This is a genomic window from Mesorhizobium sp. M0590 (genome assembly GCF_040320905.1).
Taxonomy (GTDB): Bacteria; Pseudomonadota; Alphaproteobacteria; order Rhizobiales; family Rhizobiaceae; genus Mesorhizobium.
This window is the reverse complement of the sequence record NZ_JAMYQN010000014.1, coordinates 153,851-172,008: the sequence shown is the minus strand read 5'-3', so window position 1 is coordinate 172,008 and position 18,158 is coordinate 153,851. Positions and strand designations below refer to the sequence as shown.

Sequence of the window (18,158 nt, the reverse complement as noted above, 5' to 3'; positions counted from 1 at the left end):
TCATATGCGAACGACCCGCTCGAATCATGGGCCCCAAACCAGCGCAACATTTCAGCCGACGGACACGGTTTTCGCAGGACGTCCGGAAGGCCGTTCGTCGCGGCTGTTCGACGCACCGGCTATATTAGAAGGTGTTAATAAGTTTTCGCCCAGCCTCATTCTCGCCGCAAACGGTAGTAGGCTTGCGTACATCGTCCACGAATGATCCAGTCATGTGGGTACAAGACGGTGTGTGGATAAGCAAGAAAGCGGAAATGCCTGCGTTTTACTTAGGGCGCGGGTGAAATGACAACAAAAATACGAAATGAACTAAGGATCAACCGTTGTTTTTACTAAACGGCAGGCTTGGCGGTGCATCCGCCGGAAGAGCTACGCTCGACTTCAATCCGGCTGCGGCTCGAACCGTTGAACACCTTGCGTGCGTCGGCAGCGACACCGTTCAAGGAATGGCCTGATGAGTATTCCCGTCGACAAAACTCTCCTTCGATGGCGAGTTCAACGTTAAGCTCGCTCGACAATAAGTCTGGGCGAGGACTTCCAAGGCTCCGCTACTTTGAAATCCGTTCGCGGTGCCCAACTGCGAGCATGCGATCTGTCGCGCGCCTGGCGACGCGCGGCAGTGGAATTCCCTGTTTTCAACGCCAAAAAGGATCACTGAATGGCTCTTTCCGCACCCGCAGGCTTTGCCTCCAGCGACCTCGTTTTCGAGGAAAACTTCTCCGGTACGGCGCTCGACAGCGACTGGCATAACTACCTCACCAGCAATGCCGCCAACGGCTGGCCATGGAACAGCAATGGATCGGGCGGAAGTGGGATGGGCAACCAGTTTAATGCCGAATACGATATGCCGAGCCAGGTGTCCGTGAGCAATGGGCTGTTGAATCTCACGGCAATCAAACAGCCCGTCAACGGCGTGGCTCAGGGGTCGGCACAGACATTCCCTGTCACGTCCGGCGCCGTCACCAGCTATGGCAACTTCGAATTCAATGGCGGCTATCTTCAGATCAGCATGAAGGCGCCGAGCGGCGACGGCGCATGGCCAGCCCTCTGGCTGATGCCCGGCCAAGGCGCCGGCAGCAGCGGCGACAATTACGAGATCGATATGCATGAGGGTGGATTTACCGGTTCGGGGCCGGCAGACCAGATGTTCTCCTGGCACCTTCACGCTGGTCCGTCAGGGACTTTCGGCGGCGTCCTCGACACCGGCATGGACCTCACGGCGGGCTTTCACACATACGGCATCAACTGGGATCCCGGTAAATCGATCACCTGGTATTTCGACGGGAAACAGATGGCTCAAGTGACCAGCGCACAGGTCCCGATCCCGAATGAACCGATGGAATTGATCATGAGCAATCAGGTCGCGAATTCCAACGCGGCCGGATGGCACACGGCTCTCGATAGCTCGACCCCTTCGTCGATGCAGATGCAGATCGATGGGGTTCAGCTGTATCAGAAGGCGGGCAGCGGCGACACCGTCACGGGTGCGAACGTCACTCCGCCAACCACTGGCTCGATCGGGACCGAGACTGGGTCTGGGACCGGGACTGTCCCTCCTTCCGGCGGCACCAGCGATGGCACCTTATACGGCACCAGCGGCGCCGATGTATTGCACGGAACCAGCGGCCACACGATGATCGGCTATGGCGGCAACGACACCTACTATGTCGATAATGCCAACGAGAAGGTGGTTGAGGCGGTGGGCGGCGGCAACGACAGTGTGCTCGCCTCGGTGAGCTATGCGCTTTCGGCCGGCTCGGAGATCGAGCTTCTCGCCACCAACAACCCGTCCGGCACGAAGGCGATGAGCTTCACCGGCAACGAGTTCGCCCAGACCATCCAGGGCAATGCCGGCAACAATGTCATCAACGGCGGCCTCGGCGCCGACGTCTTGACCGGCTACGGAGGCCACGATGCCTTCTCGTTCAATACTGCTCTTGGAGCCGGTAATGTCGACAAGATCACCGACTTCAAGCGCTCCCAGGATACGTTCCATCTCAGCGATACCGTTTTTGCCGGGCTTCAGCCGGGAGGGCTTCCATCCAAAGCTTTCTTTGTTGGTGCAGCCGCGCATGACAGCTCCGATCACATCATCTACGACAGTGCAACCGGGGCGCTGTCTTTCGACAGTGACGGGGCCGGCGGCGCATCTCAAATACAGTTCGCCAGCCTTTCCCCACATCTGTCGCTCAGCGCAGCCTCGTTCTATGTGACCTGAAGGACTACGCGGGAAAATAACAACCCGCGAGGGGCTGCCGTGGCCAAGCAATGACTGGATAAACAGCACCTCGAAGCAATGATCCCGACCGAAAACGGGAGCCGGTTTTCGGAGAAGATCATGCTCAAACAAAAGAGATGGAGTTCCATCCCGATGCCATCGGGATGGAACAGGCTCGAGTTGTGAGCTTTCTGTAGCTGTCCATTCGCACCGAACCGAGGAGACTGGAGTTACCAAGCTTCAGCACTCACCGGAGGGTCCGAATGAACATCCACAAGAATACCTGTCTGACGCCGTGGCGGCGAGAGGAACTGGCTCTTTCGGTCATCGAGGGACGTCTCTCCCAAGCCCCTTGCGGCGCTGCCTATGGTGTGTCGGCCAAGATCATGGCGCGTTGGGTGGAGCGGTCCAAGGGGCTCGCGAGACAGGCCTCGCGCTCCACATTGCATCCTATCCGCGGAGCACATGTGGAGCAACATCGAACAACCCTGGTCTGCCACATCACGCAAACCTGGCGTGGACGGCCCCCTTGTCGACCGCATGGCGTAGTCGAGCTGATCGCAGTCACCGGCCTGAAGCTGGGAGCGCGGTCGATGCCGCGACCGGCGAAAGGTATCAAGTGAGCGATGCCGAGATGGAGGCGTTCGACGATGTAAAGGCGACCCATTCCATCCGGAATGGAACTACACCATCCCTCCGAGATCAGTCGCAAGTCGGAGCGGTTGACGGGTGTCGTAGCCCGAGCTCCCTCCCCTGCGCAATAACACCAATGCTTGCAGGTGACGCCAATTTGGGAAACTATTGACCCCGCGAGGCCTCCCACCAGGTTGATTTGGTTCAGGCTGCCGCACCTGAATTCGTGGCGATCTCTAAAACCGACCTCGTTGTGCTGGGAAATACAAGTGCTGACGTCGCGGCGCTCATTCCTGAAGCTCTTTGGCGCCGTGTCGCTCGCGACATTCGGTCTGGTGAGTTATGCCCTCGCGATTGAGCCTCGGTTTCGACTGCGTGTCACTCACTACAAGCTCCTTCCGCCGCGCTGGCCGACGACTGCCAAGCCCCTGCGCATCGTCGTGGTCGCTGACATCCACGCCTGCGAGCCTTGGATGCCGGTTTCCAGGATCGATGAGATCGTCGCTGTTTCCAATAGCCTGCAGCCCAATATCATCCTTCTCCTTGGCGACTATGTGATGGGCGTGCTGCCGCGCTATGCCACCGGGATCGTGCCCGACACTGTTTGGGGCAATTCACTTTCGAAACTTTCCGCGCCACTCGGCTGCCACGCCATTCTCGGCAACCACGACTGGTGGCACGGTGTCGATAGCGTCCGCGCAGCCCTCGTCGACAATGGCATTCCGGTCCTCGAGAACACCGCCACGCTTATCCGTCAGCAGGATGGCCCAGCATTCTGGCTCGCCGGTCTTGGCGACCAGTGGGCCATGCAGTTTTCTCGCGGCGTGTACAAGGGCGTCGACGATCTGCCTGGAACAATGGCCGGAATACCCGACGACGGCAATCCGATATTGCTCCTTGCGCATGAACCGGACATCTTCATTACTGTCCCTGACCGTGTCAGCCTGACGTTATGCGGCCATACACATGGCGGACAGGTCCGCTTGCCATTCATCGGCCCCCCCATCATCAATTCAGCCTACGGACAGCGCTTCGCCTATGGGCATATCGTCGAGGGTGGGCGGCACATGATCGTATCCGGGGGTTTGGGCGTATCGTGGCTGCCGGTGCGCTTCGGCGTGTCGCCGGAGATCATGGTCGTCGATATCGGCCCCAAAACGTCCTCTCGTCCTGTCGACGAATGACATCTGCTGTCCCCAGAGAGACCTGCCGTCCGCGGACCGTTTCGCGTGAGGGTATTGATGGTCGTGTACATGCGGTCGGGGTTTCGCCGTGTTCCCATCGCCTCCAAGACGAACGCGGCGCAGTCCGTCATCCTTTCTCCGGCGGACGGAGTTCCGCTGATCCCTCTCGATTCCATTTGAATGCCATTGAGAAGGCGAGCCAGGCCCTCCGAAACGCCTTTCGTCGACATTCTCGGGACGGCCGTGCTTGGACGAAACCTCGTTTCGCGGATCGGCGGGCATGCTCCTATCGGGTGAGGCGGCGCGCGAACCAGCGTGTTAGGACTACCCCGAATTCCTGAAGGGGCCTGCGCCCGGCAGCGTGCTAGGACTGTTGCGCGCAATAGCGGATCAAAACCGTGACCCTGGACATACTCGGCCAGGCCAGGCCGAACACATTCGTTTTCGAAAACGGTGCTCTCATCAAAGCCACTGGCTTTCGGGAATACGACGCACGCTGGTGGTTTGGGCATCCAGACTGGGAGAAAGAGCCCGAACTCAACCTGATGCGCGTGCAGGCGATCGCATTGGGGCTTGGCACCATGATCCGACGAACGGGTGTAGCCCCAATCACCATCACTGGGCACTACCTCTGTAGCTCCCATCAAGAGGCGCGTTGCCGAACTCGTCAATGCCATAGCTGGCTTCGAGAAGTCGGGGCATTTCATCTTCAACCCGCCGATCGGGCGCGGCTAGGACGACGGCGCCTCACGGCGATAGCCGTTTGCGAGATGCTCGACCGCAGCTTGGGCAAGACACTCGCCGACCTTTACCGCGATCTGCCGCTGACCTTCAGCAGACCGACAATGTCGCCCCACTGCCCAGAGGGTGCCGTGCTGCGCCGCAATCCAGAGATCGGAGCCTACGACCAGACATTCTGAGAGGGACTGGACCATGTCGGACCGGATCATAAGTTTTGTCATGAGTGGCGGCGTCGGCTCACGGCTGTGGCCGCTCTCGCGCGAAGACAATCCCAAGCAATTTCACGATCTTTCGGGCGACGGTTCCATGCTCGCGAAGACTGTCGGACGCCTCAAGGCGCGGCCGGACGGCGAGCTGCCGATCTACCTGCTAGCTTCCGAACGGCATGCAGACCGCGTTCTATCGGATATCGGTCCGCTCGGTCTGAACGGCGGCAGGCCGATTTTCGAACCCGTCAGCCGCAATACCGCCGCTGCGGTGGCCATAGCCACCTTGCACACGATCTCCGAATATGGCGAGGACGCGCTTGTGCTCGTGGTCCCCTCCGACCATCAGATATCGACCGAAACGCAATTCTGGGAAACCGTCGAGGCGGGCATGCCTGCCGCCGATTCAGGAAGCATTGTCGTATTCGGCATCAAGCCGACGCACCCCGAAACCGGGTACGGTTACATCGAGGTTGCGGCAACTGGCGACGGAGTGGCCGCCGTTTCGCACTTTGTCGAAAAGCCCAATGCCGAGACGGCCCGCAACTATGTGTCTTCCGGAAGGTTCTACTGGAACGCCGGCATATTCCTGTTTCGTGCCGACACGATGCGGAAGGCATTTCTCGAGTTCCGGCCAGACATCTGGGACACCGCGGAACGGGCCCATAAGACTGCGCGGACCGACGTCTCGGGCATCTACCTGCCCCAGGGCCTCTACTCGGCTGTCCCGTCGACGTCGATTGACTACGCAGTCATGGAGCATGCACGTGGTATCGCCATGGTTACGGCTTCCTTCCGCTGGAACGACCTTGGATCGTGGCAATCGCTGCTCGAAGCCAGCCCGACGGACCGCGACGGCAATGTCGTAATGGGCGACGTTGTCGCCATGGATTGCGGCAACTCCTATCTCCGGAGCCAGGGCGGACTGCTGACAGTCGTCGGAATGAAAAATGTGGCGGTGGTGACGACACCGGACGCGGTTTTCGTCGCTCCTGTCAGCCACAGCCAGAATGTCAAGAAAGTCGTCGAACAACTCGAGATGAGCGGACGACTCGAGACGAAGTTCACGGCGTCGGAAGACCGGGTCATCATCAGCGGGTCATGGCGTAAGCGCGTCGAGCATTGGCTCTTCAACGAAACCCTGCCGCTGTGGTCCACTGCAGGTGTCGACGATGTGTATGGCGGCTTCCACGAGGCTCTCGGTCTCGATGCAAGGCCGCTGGGCAAACCCAAGCGCATGCGGACGATGGCTCGCCAGATTTACGCGTTCGCGGTGGCCAAAGAACGCGGCTGGGCTGGACCGGCCGACAAGCTCATCGACCACGGCATCGAGTTCATCGCCAAACACGGCCGCACCGAACGCGGTGGCTGGGTGCGCACCCTTAATTGCGACGGCAGCGTGGCTGACCCGACGGAGGACGCCTACGACCATTCCTGCGTGCTCCTGGCGCTTGCCCATGCTCACCGATGCGGCCATCAGGATGCCCTGCAGCTGGCACAAGAGACGTTCCATTTCATCGACACCCATCTCGAGGACGTCAGCCTGAACGGCTTCCTCGAGACCCCCGGCTGGAAGGGGGTGCGGTTCTCGAACCCGCACATGCACATGCTGGAATCCTTCCTTGCCTGGCATGGCGTCCGGCGAGCGTGCATATCTCCGTCGGGCGGCACGCGTCGTCGATCTCTTCCGGTGCCATTTCTTCGACCAGGAGAGCTGGACACTTGGGGAACATTTCGATGTCGATTGGCTACCGTTGCCGGGAGAGGAGGGACAGTGGACCGAACCAGGGCACCATTTCGAATGGGCTTCGCTCCTCGTCGAGTTCGCGCGGGCAAGCGGGCAGAAAGACTTGGCAGCCTATGCAAGGAAGCTCTATTCGTCGGCGATCGCCAGCGGATTGAACCGGGCCACGGGCCTGGCTTATGCAGCCGTGTCGCGGCAGGGAATGCCCTTCGACCGGCTCTCCCGCAGCTGGCCGCAATGCGAAGCCGTCAAGGCGGCCGTCGCCCTGGACGGCATCGGCGGGCCTGATCTGAAACCCGAGATCGAAGCTCGTGTCGCCCGCCTCTTCAAATGGCATATCGATCCCGCACCGCTAGGCTTGTGGATCGACAGAATTGACGAGCGCGAAAGGTCACTGGCGACGGAGGTGCCCGCGAGCATTTTCTACCACCTCGTGACGGCCTTGACGCAGTATCTGGACAAGACCGCAGGGCAGGTCGAACCTTTCCCGCTGCCAGCTTTGGATGTGAGCAAGAGCGTTGCGATGCAGGGTTACGGCTGACCCAACTGTCCGCCATAGCTCCGTGTTGGTGAAACGATCAATAACGAAACTAGTACTGATCGGGAGGAATACCCATGAAAGTGACAATCCTGGGAAACTGTCCGCCCCATGCCTACAAGGGATTGATAAAGGGCTCAGACCGGGAAGCTGCAATCAAGGCGGTTTTGGAAAGCGTTGGTGGCAAGGTATCCGGTATGATGTTTACTCGCGGCGCCTATGATATTGTCATCAATGCTGAGGTTCCGGACCAGGCCGATGGGATGGACCTAGCACTGGCGGTCCGGGCAAGCGGCTGGATAAACGACCTGGTTGTCCTCGAAGAACTCGACATGAAGGCGGCGCTCGCAGCTGCCAAAAAGGCTGCCGGCGTTTACAAGCTCGCCGGATGATTGGACTGGCTGTACATTGAAGGCAGCACGGTTCCGATTGAACGCGCCGTGCTGCCAAGTCTCAAGGAAAGACACGCTGGGGTTTCGGAAAGCCGAAGCAGGCGCGGCATTGGTTCTGCTTCAATACCGCGCCGACAGCGAACGCGCCCGGCTCAGGCGGTCAGAAACGGAGGTCATGCCGAGTTAATTTTGGAATGTACACCCTAGAAGGTGCGCTTGACGGATCGGCGAGGTCCGGTTTTGTAGAGGTTTCTTGTCGGAGCGCTTCTTTATCTAATCGGAGCGCGACAAGGCAATCGAGATCACATTGTCAGTATCTGTCTCAGGTAGCTCGAACAGCATTGGCAAAAATTGGCCGCTCGGGCGGCGTTCTCATGATCACCGTCCCTAAGGGAGCTCGGACTTTACGACTTTCCAGGATACCTATGGTCCTGACGCAGCGGGTGGAGCTAGCCGTCACGTCCCTACACCCTGTGCGCCGCCACCAATCTCGCGTAGAAGGGCCCTGGCCGAACCCGGCCCTGCGACGCGAGAACTCCATGCGAATAGTGTTGCCTGTCCTGTTGCTCGGCGCCGCCCTCGCCAGCCTGTCGCCCGCCCGGGCAGCGGCCGGCGATTGCGGCGATGCCGCCGCCCTGGTGCAGCAGGCCTATCCCGAGGCCCGAAAGAGCGCCGACGGCACCTCGTTCACGCTTGAACCTCATACTAGCATCACCTCAACGCTCCCGGAGAGCGATGCGCCGTTCGGCCTGGTCTGCAAGATTTGGCCCGCCGATGTCGACCTGCTGTTGGTCGCAGTGCCGCTGATTGACAGGGCTAACGGCGACCACCTGCATGTCGGCGATATCGAGCTACTGGTCGTCGATAGAAAGAGCCTGCGGGTGCGCCAGCGCCTGCTCCAGCCTGGACTGATGACCGATGACGCGATTGTCATCGAGAAGGTGGAATTCGACACCGGCCGTTATGCACTGGCCCCTGAGGTCACCGCCTTCGGCCTGCGCATCGAAATGGCAAACCATTCGCAGGCCACTCCCTTCACTGAAACCGACCTGCGGCTCTACGCCCTTGCCGACGATGCGCTTCGCTTGGTGCTCGACGGCCTCGTGGTGGCCGGCCATGGCGGCGATAGCGATGCCAGTTGCGCCGGATCGTTTCATTCCAGCCAGGTCAGCCTGGCGATGAGCCCGGCGCGCCATCATGGCTATCACGATATCACCGCGGTCGAGCGGACGGATACCGACAATCCCTCCCCCGACAAGGATGGCGAATGCCATTCCCATCCCGGCAAGGCTGTGAAGCGGACCTACCGGCTGCATTATGACGGCAGCCGCTATCCGGTTCCCGCGGCACTCAAGGTGATGGGGTTGTAACGCCGCCGCACACATCCCTGCCTTGGTTCGTCAATGTGATCAATTCCAGTTGAATGGGTATCGACCATTAATTCTCTCGTGGTAGGAGGCGCTCAAGGGGGCTCTTCCCAAAGGAGCTGATGATTTGTGGTGGTCAAGATTCAAAAGGGGTTTTGCAGGAACGTGGGACGACAGACTTGACGGGCTATTCTCCGCAAAGGTCGACTACGCCGGAAAATCCATTCTCGATGTTGGCTGCAATATGGGTGTTGTCGCCTATGAGATATCCAAGCTGAGACCCAGCTCGATCCATGGGATCGACATTGCCAAGCCGCATATCGAGACTGCAAAAATGTTATTGAGTGGCTCCCCGGTACATGCCAGGTTCGATCGCCTAAACCTCGGCAGCCGGCGCCTCGGCAATATCCTTCTACCGAAATACGATATCGTCCTGCTGCTGGCCGTCTACCAGCACATGCAGCGCAACATCGGCCCAGGCAAGGCGCGAAGGGTGCTTTCCAATATTGTGAGGCGCACCTCAAACGTTGTTGCCCGCGTTCCGCCTGGAACGGATGGCGAATTTATCGACACGCTTTCTGACGAGGGTTTCCAGGTTAGGAGCACTCACACGTCGCCTCTTGGTAGTCATGTGCTGGTGCTTGAGAAACCCACCCTAGGAAATCCGCAGCCATAAGATTTCGCATCGCCAGTGGGAATCTGCCCCACTAACATCCCATGTGTCAGCAGCGGCGCCGACCCGCTGCTGACTGCAACTCGGCCCGGGAACGCCCATTCGCCGGGAGAAGCATGTCGCGGCTGCGGTGTTCCCTGCCACTGCCTTAACAGACTGGCGCCCGTTGGCGTAGGTGACGAAGACGAGTTTGGCCGCCACGGCGAGAGCACTGCCCGTCCCGCCTGCGGTCAGCGCGCCGCCGGTGTTGAAATTCAGCCATGTGCGCTATCAGCTCGCAGGCGCCCGTCCAGCGCTCTGGCTCAGGGCGCCGGGCGAGTGAACAGGGTTCGGAATAGCTCCTCAGCACGCCGCAGTCCTTCATCTGTCAGAACCACTGACTTCGCCTTGTTTGCCGGATTCGCGATCAGCCCCTTCTCGTGCAAGCGATCCAGAGCATTCCAATCCAACCCCTTCCAGGCGCGCCTCTCTTCATGCAGCGTCAGCCAAAGCAGGCCCATAACGGCATCGTCGATCTTGTCGGTGTCGATCTCCATGCAAGCAGTTTAACACGCGAAAGCGCCGCTGCACGATCCACACCGGATGGTTGCTCCCTGCCACGAGCGTTCGCCTGAAAACAAGTGCCTCACTCAGGCGTCGCATCCGCGACGGCGTCATTGGGGGGCGACGAGCCGGGAACGGGATTGGAGTTCATCATGATGCCTAAGCGGCCGTAGCAGCGTTGCCGCTGGCAATGAAATGCGGATTGGCGAAATCCTCGTCGTCGCTCTGGTTGCGCTGCAGGCGAGCGGCTGACCGTCCAGCGTACGCGTCATGCCGCCGGCAGCGCGCAGTACCACGTCACCCGCCGTAGGGTCCCATTCCATAGTGCGGCCGAAGCGCGGATACGTTTTGCGGGACGCTTTCTTTTCCGACCCGCTCTCCGACCGCAGAAGTCTCAACCTTGCCAGAGGTGAATTTTTGACCCCTGAGCGGTTAATCGCGGAGCGCATTCCGGGCCACAACCGACTTTGCGACATCCCTTCACTGATTCACTGCCCGTCCAGCGCCAGAATGCGAAATCCGCTGTGAGGGTCGGGGCTTCGCAACAACCGCTCAAGGTCGTTCCGAATTGCAGGGCTGACGTGTTTTCATCGAGCCAAGACTGACTCTGGTACCTTGCCGGGAATGAGCTATAGTTCACATACTAAGACGGCCGGGCGCTTGCACAATGGCTGGACTGGGTGAACAGATTGCGCGTCAGCAGCGCACCATGGGACCGCTCCTGGTGGCGGCAGTGGTCATCGGCCTTGTCGGTCTGCCCGTCGCAGCCTGGCTCGACCTCCGAGACCTGTCGGAACGGATGCTGCGCAGGCAAGCCAGCGAAATCAGCCGCATCATCGACGAAATGCGCGGATTCTACGGCAGCGACGTCGTGGGACGCGTGCTGCAAGCTAACGGCGCCGTGACTGCGACGCACAACTACCGGGACGTCCCAGGCGCGATCCCTATTCCAGCAACCCTCTCGATCGAACTCGGCAAGCGCATCAGCGCTCACGACGGCTCGGTCAAATATCGGTTCGTCTCGGATCTGCCTTTCAAAGGTCGCGCGCCCCACCAGCTCGATGCGTTCGAGCGGAATGCAATCTTGGCTTTGCGCGCCAACCCGAAGGAGCCGATCATCGAGGTCTCGGGCTCACTGTTTGACCGGCAGGTCCGCGCCGCGGCCCCTGTTGTAATGGGACAAGTGTGCGTGACCTGCCATAACTCACACCCGGACAGCCCCAAGACGGACTGGAAGGTAGGGGATGTCCGAGGGATCCAGGAGATATCAATCAATCAGCCTATCGCTGCGAACGTGCTGACCTTCAAGTATCTGCTCCTATATTTCGGTTTCGCGGCGGCGGCGGGCCTGACGTTCATTCTCCTGCAGCGTCGGCAGTCCGCGTTGATTCAGGGCATCAACAAGGAGCTTTCGGAGGCAAACGACTTCCTGGCCGCGATTTCATTGAAGATCGCCAAATACCTTTCGCCTCAAATCTACAAAAGCATCTTCAGCGGCCAGAAGGACGTCACCATCGCGACCGAGCGCAAGAAGCTCACGATCTTTTTCTCCGACGTCAAGGATTTCACCGCGATCGTGGAACGGCTCCAGCCTGAGGACCTGACGCTTCTCCTCAACGAGTACTTCACCGAGATGTCGACGATCGCGCTCAAACACGGCGGCACCGTCGACAAGTTCATCGGCGACGCGCTTCTTGTGTTCTTCGGAGACCCCGAGACGCAAGGCGTCGAGGAAGACGCGAGAGCCTGCTTGCGCATGGCTGTCGACATGCAGCGTCGGCTGGAGCAGTTGAACAGGGTGTGGCATGACCGCGGAGTTGAACGGCCCTTCCGAGCTCGCATGGGCATCAACACGGGCTATTGCAATGTTGGGAACTTCGGTTCCGACGATCGGATGGACTACACGATCATTGGAGCCGAGGCGAACTTGGCGGCCCGGCTGCAGTCGATTGCCGAGCCCGGCGGCATCTGCCTCAGCTATGAGACTTACGCGCTCGTGCGCGACCTTGTCCGGGCGCGTCCATTAGCACCGATTGCCATGAAGGGGATCAGCCGGGAGGTTGTCCCCTACGAAGTCGAGGGCCTCCTGGGTGAACTCGCCCAGCGCCCTCAGGTCATCAGCGAGCATGCGACTGGTCTCGACTTGTTCCTCGATGTTGAGGCAATCGACGAGAACGGGGTGGAGCGGGCGAAGAAACGACTTTCGGAGGCGCTCCTGGCCTTAACCATCCGAAGCAAGCCCGCCGCATTTTAGGCTCTTGAACGTGATCCAATCTGGACCGTGGCCAGCCAAGTAAAGTCCGGTTCAACACCGTTCAGCCGCGCCGGGTCCCGGCCAGGAGTTCGCGCGCATCATCCTCGTTGGTCATCAGCGCCGTCAGGGCCGAGGCGTCGATGAACATCAGTCATTCTCGTACAGGCTGTCGCGAAACGCCTTGTCGGCGGGCCTGCCGTGATCAGGCTTGCCCCGGGCTCGCAGATCACGGCAGAACCTGACGCCGATCTCTACGAGGGACGGTCTAGCCTGTTCGCGCTCAAGCTCATGCTTGAGCGCGGCATGGACGGCCTCTGTCAGACCAGTCCTTTTAAGTGCGGCGACCCGGCGGGCCAGTGCGTCGGTCTCGGGATTTTTGATGTGGAACGCCATGACTCGCTCGTATAGCCGTTCAAGTGCATCGGTATATAGCACACCGTGTGAAGGTCCGGGGAGCGTCGACCGGAAGGGTCACCAACGGAATCGGCCACGCCAACCGACCGAGTTGGCGGCTGCGCCTCGCTTGCCGCAGGCTGGATGGGGACCGTAACCCTGTTGTTTACAGACCCCGAGCATATCTGATCGGTAAGCGATCGTTTCCGGATACCTTTCGGGAGTGGCCGCGATCTGTGAGGTTGCCGATCCTGTATTGGGATTGGAGATCGGCTTGGGTCTGGACTTGACCGGTGCTTGACGAGCCGCTGGCTGAGATCGCCGGTCTGCTCGATATCACGGTCGATGCCATGACGGGGCGAATCTCCTGCTGCTCCGCTGACTCGACGTTATATCAGGGGGCGCTAATTATCGGTCCTCGGGTCAAAAACCTTAGAAGGCCGACATGCTGAAACCATCGTGGAACAACGCTCGAGGAAGCCGACTTCTATCTCTTTTTCGCAGCTATGCTGATCGTATCACAACGCGGCGGGTCACACGCAAACTTGATTCGTACGGAGATTGGCTGAGAGCCCTCACCCTGACACTCCTCCCGACGAGGAAGGCTCATCACTGCAATGCTTGCGATCGCGGTGTGGCGGCTTTTTACCGTTTCGGGCGATACACGCTTATTTGCCCGCTTTGTCATGCCCTGGATCGTGAGCGGTTTTTGATTTGTGCTCTAGACCGTAAGCTTCTCGGGCTTCCGGCGGGACCGCTTAGAATTCTCCAGATTGCGCCGAGCGAGAAGGGGCTTTCAAAGAGACTATCTCAGGCGGGCAACCTCATTAAAGGCGATATCGAGCCCGGACGGTACGGCCCCGATACCGTGCAGGTTGACCTAATGAACATGAACGGCACCAGCGATCTCGATATTGTCGTCTTGTGTCATGTCATGGAGCACGTCCCTGACGATCGGCATGTTTTTCGGCAAGTTTGGTCATCCCTTAAGCCTCGAGGACAGGTCTGGATCCAAGTACCGCTTATCTATCGTCAAACGCTCGAAGCGACGCCATCCATGTCACGGAGCGAGCGCGACGAGCGCTTCGGCGGATCAGATCACGCGCGAGCCTACGGACCCGATATCAAGGAGCGTATCGAGGACGTGGGTTTTACGGTCGCTCGAATACATTCAGACCGTATACCTGCCGCCGATCGCGAGCGTCTTGGGCTTCTCCCCGATACTCTCTTTATCGCCGAACGGCCCGAGCAACACAATTCGGATTGAGAGCGCGAAGTTCCCGACGCCATCCTTGGTGGCGATCATCGCTACTGTGGGCAAGCGCATCGCGGATCGCGTCACGCTGCACATTCCGACAGCCAATTTCCCTATTCGATCATCGATCCGAGAAGCTCTGATCGCGGCCAGCAGTTAGTGTCACACCGTCACACCTGCGCTTTCACACCGGTCTGGAACTGCGCTTACCGGAGGCGATAGGTCGTGCATCCGAAGAACGCCGGTCAGGTCTGACGCGGTCCTTTGGTTTGCGCAACCAAGGTCTATGGGGATTGAGCAGCCTTGCCGCTGGCGATAAAATGCGGATTGGCGAAATCCTCGTCATCGCTCTGGTTGCGCTTGCCGTAAGCGAGCGGCTCGCCATCCAGCGTGCGCGTCATGCCGCCGGCAGCGCGTAGCACCGCATCGCCCGCGGCCGTATCCCACTCCATGGTGCGGCCGAAGCGTGGATACACGTCCGCCTCGGCGCCGGCGACGAGACAGAATTTCAGCGACGAGCCGACCGAGACGATCTCGGCGGCGCCAAGCGCGCGGATATAGGCGTCGGTTTCCGGCGTGTTGTGGGAGCGGCTGGCAACGACGGTCAGCGGCACCATACCGGCCCTTGCCGAAATCGGCTGGCGATCGACGATCTCGTAGTCGTCATTGATCTCGATCGTTTCCGCTTTGCCCGGCCGGCCGGAAAAGAAGCGGCCGGTGCAAGGCGCGAAGACGACGCCGATCTCGGGCACGCCATGGCGAACCAGCGCGATGTTGACAGTGAAATCGGTGCGGCGGTTGACGAATTCCTTGGTGCCGTCGAGCGGATCGATCAGGAAAAAGGCGTCGCCGAGATCCGGCGCCATGATGCCGGCAGAGGCTTCCTCCTCTGCCACGCATGGAATCTCTGGAAATGCGGCGCGTAGCCCGGCAAGGATGATCTTTTCGCTCTCGCGATCCGCCTCCGTCACTGGCGAACTGTCCGACTTGCTGTCGACCGCACAGCCGACACGAAAGACACGCATCACCTCGCGCCCTGCCGCCAAGGCAAGGTGCTCGAAGACGGCGAGCATCGCTTCGTCGTCAGATACCGCCGCCGCTATCATATTGGTCTTCGGCAATGTCGCGCTCTATCAGCCAGTGTTCCAGGGCGTCCACCATCTCCTCGGCGGATTTGCCGAGTGTCTTGAGATGGATTTCGGGCTTTTCCGGCACCTCATACGGTGAATCGACGCCGGTGAAATTCTTGATCTCGCCATTCAACGCCCGCGCATAAAGGCCCTTCGGATCGCGCCTGGCGCATTCCTCGAAGGGTGTGTCGACAAACACCTCGACGAATTCGCCGTCGGCCATCAATTCGCGCGCCATGCGCCGCTCGGCGCTGAACGGCGAAATGAACGACACGATGACGATCAGCCCGGCGTCGGCCATCAGGCGCGCGACTTCGGCGACGCGGCGAATGTTTTCGACACGATCGGCGTCGGTGAAGCCGAGATCGCGGTTGAGGCCGTGACGGACGTTGTCGCCATCCAGAATGTACGTATGGCGTCCAGTGGCGAACAGCTTCTTTTCGAACAGATTGGCGATGGTCGACTTGCCCGAGCCCGAAAGCCCGGTGAACCAGAACACGGCCGGCCGCTGGTTTTTCATATCGGCGCGGGCGCGCTTGCCGACATCGAGCGACTGCCAGTGGATGTTTTCGGCGCGGCGCAGCGAATGCAGGATCATGCCGGCGCCGACCGTGGCGTTGGTGATGCGGTCGATCAGGATGAAGGCGCCGGTGGTGCGGTTTTCGGCAAACGGATCGAAGGCGATCGGCGACCGCGTCGAGATGTTGCAGATGCCGACTTCGTTCATTTCAAGCGACTTGGCCGCCTCATGGGCAAAGTCGTTGACGTTGACGCGGTATTTCAGGTCGGTGACGGTGGCGCTGGTCTGGTCGGTTTCGGTGCGCAGGATGTAAGAGCGGCCAGGCAGCAGCGCATGTTCGTCGAACCACACGATGTTGGCGGTGAACTGGTCAGCGACCTGCGGCCGCGCTGCCGGCGATACCAGCATATTGCCGCGCGAGACTTCCACCTCGTCATCGAGGACAAGAGTGATGGCCTGGCCGGCAATAGCCTGCTGAAGATCGCCGCCATGCGAAACGATGCGCCTGACGTGCGAGGATTTGCCGGATTTCGCGACGACCACCTCGTCGCCCGGCGCAACCGATCCGGACGCTATGGTGCCGGCGAAGCCGCGAAAATCGAGGTTTGGACGGTTCACATATTGGACGGGAAACCGGAACGGCAGTTCGACCGCGGCCTCGTCGACCGAGACCGTTTCGAGATGTTCGATCAGCGTCGGGCCGGAATACCAGTCCGTCCTATCGGAACGGCCGGTAACATTGTCGCCATAACGGGCCGACATCGGAATGGGCACGATCGTCTGGAAGCCGAGTTCACGTGAGAACTGTGCGTAATCCGCGACGATCCGTTCAAAAACCGCCTCGTCGAAGCCGACAAGATCGATCTTGTTGACGGCGAGCACAATGTGGCGGATGCCAAGCAGCGAGGCAATGATCGAATGCCGCCTGGTCTGACGCAGCACGCCCTGGCGGGCATCGATCAGTACGATGGCGAGATCCGCCGTCGATGCACCCGTCGCCATGTTACGCGTGTATTGTTCGTGGCCGGGCGTGTCGGCGACGATGAACTTGCGCTTTGGCGTGGCGAAGAAGCGATAGGCGACGTCGATGGTGATGCCTTGCTCGCGCTCGGCCTCGAGGCCGTCGACCAGCAGCGCGAAGTCGACGTCGTCGCCGGTGGTGCCGTGCTTGCGCGAATCGCGCTCGAGCGTGGCCAGCTGGTCCTCGAAAATCTGCTTGGTATCGGAAAGCAGACGCCCGATCAGCGTCGACTTGCCGTCGTCGACCGAGCCGCAGGTCAGGAAGCGCAGCAGCGACTTTCGTTCCTGCGCCGCCAGATAGTCACGGACGCCGTCGGTTGGGGCGAGGCTCTTGGCCATGATGTGGCGCATACTCAGAAATACCCCTCGCGCTTCTTCTTTTCCATTGAGCCGGCTTCGTCGCGGTCGATCAGGCGACCTTGCCGCTCGGAAGTGCGCGCCGTGAGCATTTCGCCGACTATCGCTTCCAGAGTGTCGGCTTCCGAGTCGATCGCGCCGGTCAGCGGATAGCAGCCGAGCGTGCGGAACCGCACCATCCGGTTTTCCACTGTTTCGCCGGGCCGCAGCTGCATGCGCTCGTCATCCCTCAGGATGAGCATGCCGTCGCGCTCGACGACCGGCCGCTCCTTGGCCAGATACAGCGGCACGATCGGGATGTCTTCCTGGAGAATGTATTGCCAGATGTCGAGCTCGGTCCAGTTCGACAGTGGAAACACCCTGATCGATTCGCCGGCAGCGATGCGGGTGTTGAAAATCTTCCACATCTCCGGCCGCTGGTTCTTCGGATCCCAGACGTGCTGGGCATTGCGGAACGAAAAGATCCGCTCCTTGGCGCGCGACTTCTCCTCGTCGCGACGGGCGCCGCCGAAGGCTGCGTCAAACCCGTATTTGTCGAGCGCCTGGCGCAGCGCCACCGTCTTCATCACATGCGTGTGGGTGTTTGAGCCGTGGTCGAAAGGGTTGATGTTGTCGCGCACACCGTCTTCATTGACATGGACCAGGAGGTCGAAGCCGAGCTTTTGCTGCATCTGGTCGCGAAAGGCGATCATCTCGCGGAATTTCCAGGTCGTGTCGACATGGAGAAAGGGAAAGGGCGGCTTGGCCGGATAGAATGCTTTCATGGCCAGGTGCATGAGCACGGACGAATCCTTGCCGACCGAATAGAGCATCACCGGCTTGGCGAAAGCCGCGGCCACCTCGCGAAAAATATGGATGGATTCGGCCTCAAGCCGCTGAAGGTGCGTAAGTGCGATGTTCATGGACTGCGAGCGTTCTTTCGTACCGATCCACGGAAGGGCCTGCATCGGAGGCGACCTTCAGCCGCCCGATTCAAACTGCACTTCCGGA

Annotated in this window: 12 protein-coding genes and 4 pseudogenes; 10 read left to right on the top strand and 6 right to left on the bottom strand. The window is 60.1% G+C overall.

Going from position 1 to position 18,158, the window contains the following annotated elements; genetic code table 11:
• Positions 1-658 precede the first annotated feature (658 nt).
• The 8 genes and pseudogenes from NKI52_RS22775 (at position 659) to NKI52_RS22740 (ending at position 9,699) form a co-directional block, all read left to right on the top strand.
• Positions 659-2,218: a family 16 glycosylhydrolase gene (locus NKI52_RS22775; RefSeq protein ID WP_352699719.1), complete on the top strand. Its 1,560-nt coding sequence runs from the start codon at positions 659-661 to the stop codon at positions 2,216-2,218.
• Between the two features lie 263 nt (positions 2,219-2,481).
• Positions 2,482-2,649 (top strand): annotated as a pseudogene (locus NKI52_RS22770) (IS481 family transposase); the annotation flags it as partial.
• A 474-nt stretch (positions 2,650-3,123) separates the two neighbouring features.
• Positions 3,124-4,035, top strand: a complete 912-nt coding sequence (locus NKI52_RS22765) for a metallophosphoesterase (protein ID WP_502897789.1) — start codon at positions 3,124-3,126, stop codon at positions 4,033-4,035.
• Between the two features lie 642 nt (positions 4,036-4,677).
• A pseudogene (locus NKI52_RS22760) lies at positions 4,678-4,901 on the top strand (phosphomannomutase/phosphoglucomutase); the annotation flags it as partial.
• Between the two features lie 67 nt (positions 4,902-4,968).
• A pseudogene (locus NKI52_RS22755) lies at positions 4,969-7,267 on the top strand (AGE family epimerase/isomerase).
• Between the two features lie 74 nt (positions 7,268-7,341).
• The gene (locus tag NKI52_RS22750) at positions 7,342-7,656 is read left to right on the top strand and encodes a GYD domain-containing protein (RefSeq protein WP_352699715.1); all 315 of its coding nucleotides are present in this window, start codon (positions 7,342-7,344) and stop codon (positions 7,654-7,656) included.
• Between the two features lie 425 nt (positions 7,657-8,081).
• Positions 8,082-9,026 carry a PA3715 family protein gene (locus tag NKI52_RS22745; protein ID WP_352699713.1) on the top strand — a complete coding sequence of 315 codons (945 nt, stop codon included), beginning with the start codon at positions 8,082-8,084 and terminating at the stop codon, positions 9,024-9,026.
• Between the two features lie 124 nt (positions 9,027-9,150).
• Entirely contained in the window at positions 9,151-9,699 is a 549-nt protein-coding gene (locus NKI52_RS22740; protein WP_352692416.1) for a class I SAM-dependent methyltransferase, read from the top strand.
• Positions 9,700-9,998: 299 nt separating this feature from the next.
• Here the strand turns inward: NKI52_RS22740 and NKI52_RS22735 are convergent, their stop codons facing one another.
• Together NKI52_RS22735 and NKI52_RS22730 are read right to left on the bottom strand one after the other, a co-directional pair.
• Positions 9,999-10,232, bottom strand: a complete 234-nt coding sequence (locus tag NKI52_RS22735; RefSeq protein WP_352508779.1) for a DUF6429 family protein — start codon at positions 10,230-10,232, stop codon at positions 9,999-10,001.
• Positions 10,233-10,398: 166 nt separating this feature from the next.
• Positions 10,399-10,583: pseudogene (locus tag NKI52_RS22730) on the bottom strand (inositol monophosphatase family protein); the annotation flags it as partial.
• A gap of 323 nt (positions 10,584-10,906) precedes the next feature.
• Here NKI52_RS22730 and NKI52_RS22725 point away from each other — a divergent pair.
• Entirely contained in the window at positions 10,907-12,493 is a 1,587-nt protein-coding gene (locus NKI52_RS22725) for an adenylate/guanylate cyclase domain-containing protein (protein ID WP_352699711.1), read from the top strand.
• A gap of 147 nt (positions 12,494-12,640) precedes the next feature.
• Here NKI52_RS22725 and NKI52_RS22720 read toward each other — a convergent pair whose 3' ends face one another.
• Positions 12,641-12,886, bottom strand: a complete 246-nt coding sequence (locus tag NKI52_RS22720) for a type II toxin-antitoxin system VapB family antitoxin (protein WP_254820584.1) — start codon at positions 12,884-12,886, stop codon at positions 12,641-12,643.
• 445 nt (positions 12,887-13,331) lie between these two features.
• Between NKI52_RS22720 and NKI52_RS22715 the strand changes: the two genes are divergently transcribed.
• Positions 13,332-14,153 (top strand): class I SAM-dependent methyltransferase, encoded by an 822-nt coding sequence (locus NKI52_RS22715; protein ID WP_352647288.1) that lies wholly within the window; start codon positions 13,332-13,334, stop codon positions 14,151-14,153.
• A 272-nt stretch (positions 14,154-14,425) separates the two neighbouring features.
• On the opposite strand, the gene cysQ is transcribed toward NKI52_RS22715, so the two are convergent.
• The 3 genes from cysQ to cysD are packed head-to-tail and all read right to left on the bottom strand — an operon-like array spanning position 14,426 to position 18,070.
• The gene (gene cysQ / locus NKI52_RS22710; protein WP_352647368.1) at positions 14,426-15,214 is read right to left on the bottom strand and encodes a 3'(2'),5'-bisphosphate nucleotidase CysQ; all 789 of its coding nucleotides are present in this window, start codon (positions 15,212-15,214) and stop codon (positions 14,426-14,428) included.
• A gap of 10 nt (positions 15,215-15,224) precedes the next feature.
• Positions 15,225-17,162: a sulfate adenylyltransferase subunit CysN gene (gene cysN, locus NKI52_RS22705; RefSeq protein WP_352699709.1), complete on the bottom strand. Its 1,938-nt coding sequence runs from the start codon at positions 17,160-17,162 to the stop codon at positions 15,225-15,227.
• Between the two features lie 2 nt (positions 17,163-17,164).
• Complete coding sequence (gene cysD, locus NKI52_RS22700; protein ID WP_352464033.1) at positions 17,165-18,070, bottom strand: sulfate adenylyltransferase subunit CysD; 906 nt, start codon at positions 18,068-18,070, stop codon at positions 17,165-17,167.
• Positions 18,071-18,158 lie beyond the last annotated feature (88 nt).

Coding starts and splice junctions, on each gene's coding strand:
- NKI52_RS22750 (WP_352699715.1), top strand. CDS start 7,342: ATGAAAGTGACAATCCTGGGAAACTGTCCGCCCCATGCCTACAAGGGA.
- cysN (WP_352699709.1), bottom strand. CDS start 17,162: ATGCGCCACATCATGGCCAAGAGCCTCGCCCCAACCGACGGCGTCCGT.
- NKI52_RS22735 (WP_352508779.1), bottom strand. CDS start 10,232: ATGGAGATCGACACCGACAAGATCGACGATGCCGTTATGGGCCTGCTT.
- NKI52_RS22775 (WP_352699719.1), top strand. CDS start 659: ATGGCTCTTTCCGCACCCGCAGGCTTTGCCTCCAGCGACCTCGTTTTC.
- NKI52_RS22715 (WP_352647288.1), top strand. CDS start 13,332: ATGCTGAAACCATCGTGGAACAACGCTCGAGGAAGCCGACTTCTATCT.
- NKI52_RS22745 (WP_352699713.1), top strand. CDS start 8,082: ATGGTCCTGACGCAGCGGGTGGAGCTAGCCGTCACGTCCCTACACCCT.
- NKI52_RS22720 (WP_254820584.1), bottom strand. CDS start 12,886: ATGGCGTTCCACATCAAAAATCCCGAGACCGACGCACTGGCCCGCCGG.
- cysQ (WP_352647368.1), bottom strand. CDS start 15,214: ATGCTCGCCGTCTTCGAGCACCTTGCCTTGGCGGCAGGGCGCGAGGTG.
- cysD (WP_352464033.1), bottom strand. CDS start 18,070: ATGAACATCGCACTTACGCACCTTCAGCGGCTTGAGGCCGAATCCATC.
- NKI52_RS22725 (WP_352699711.1), top strand. CDS start 10,907: ATGGCTGGACTGGGTGAACAGATTGCGCGTCAGCAGCGCACCATGGGA.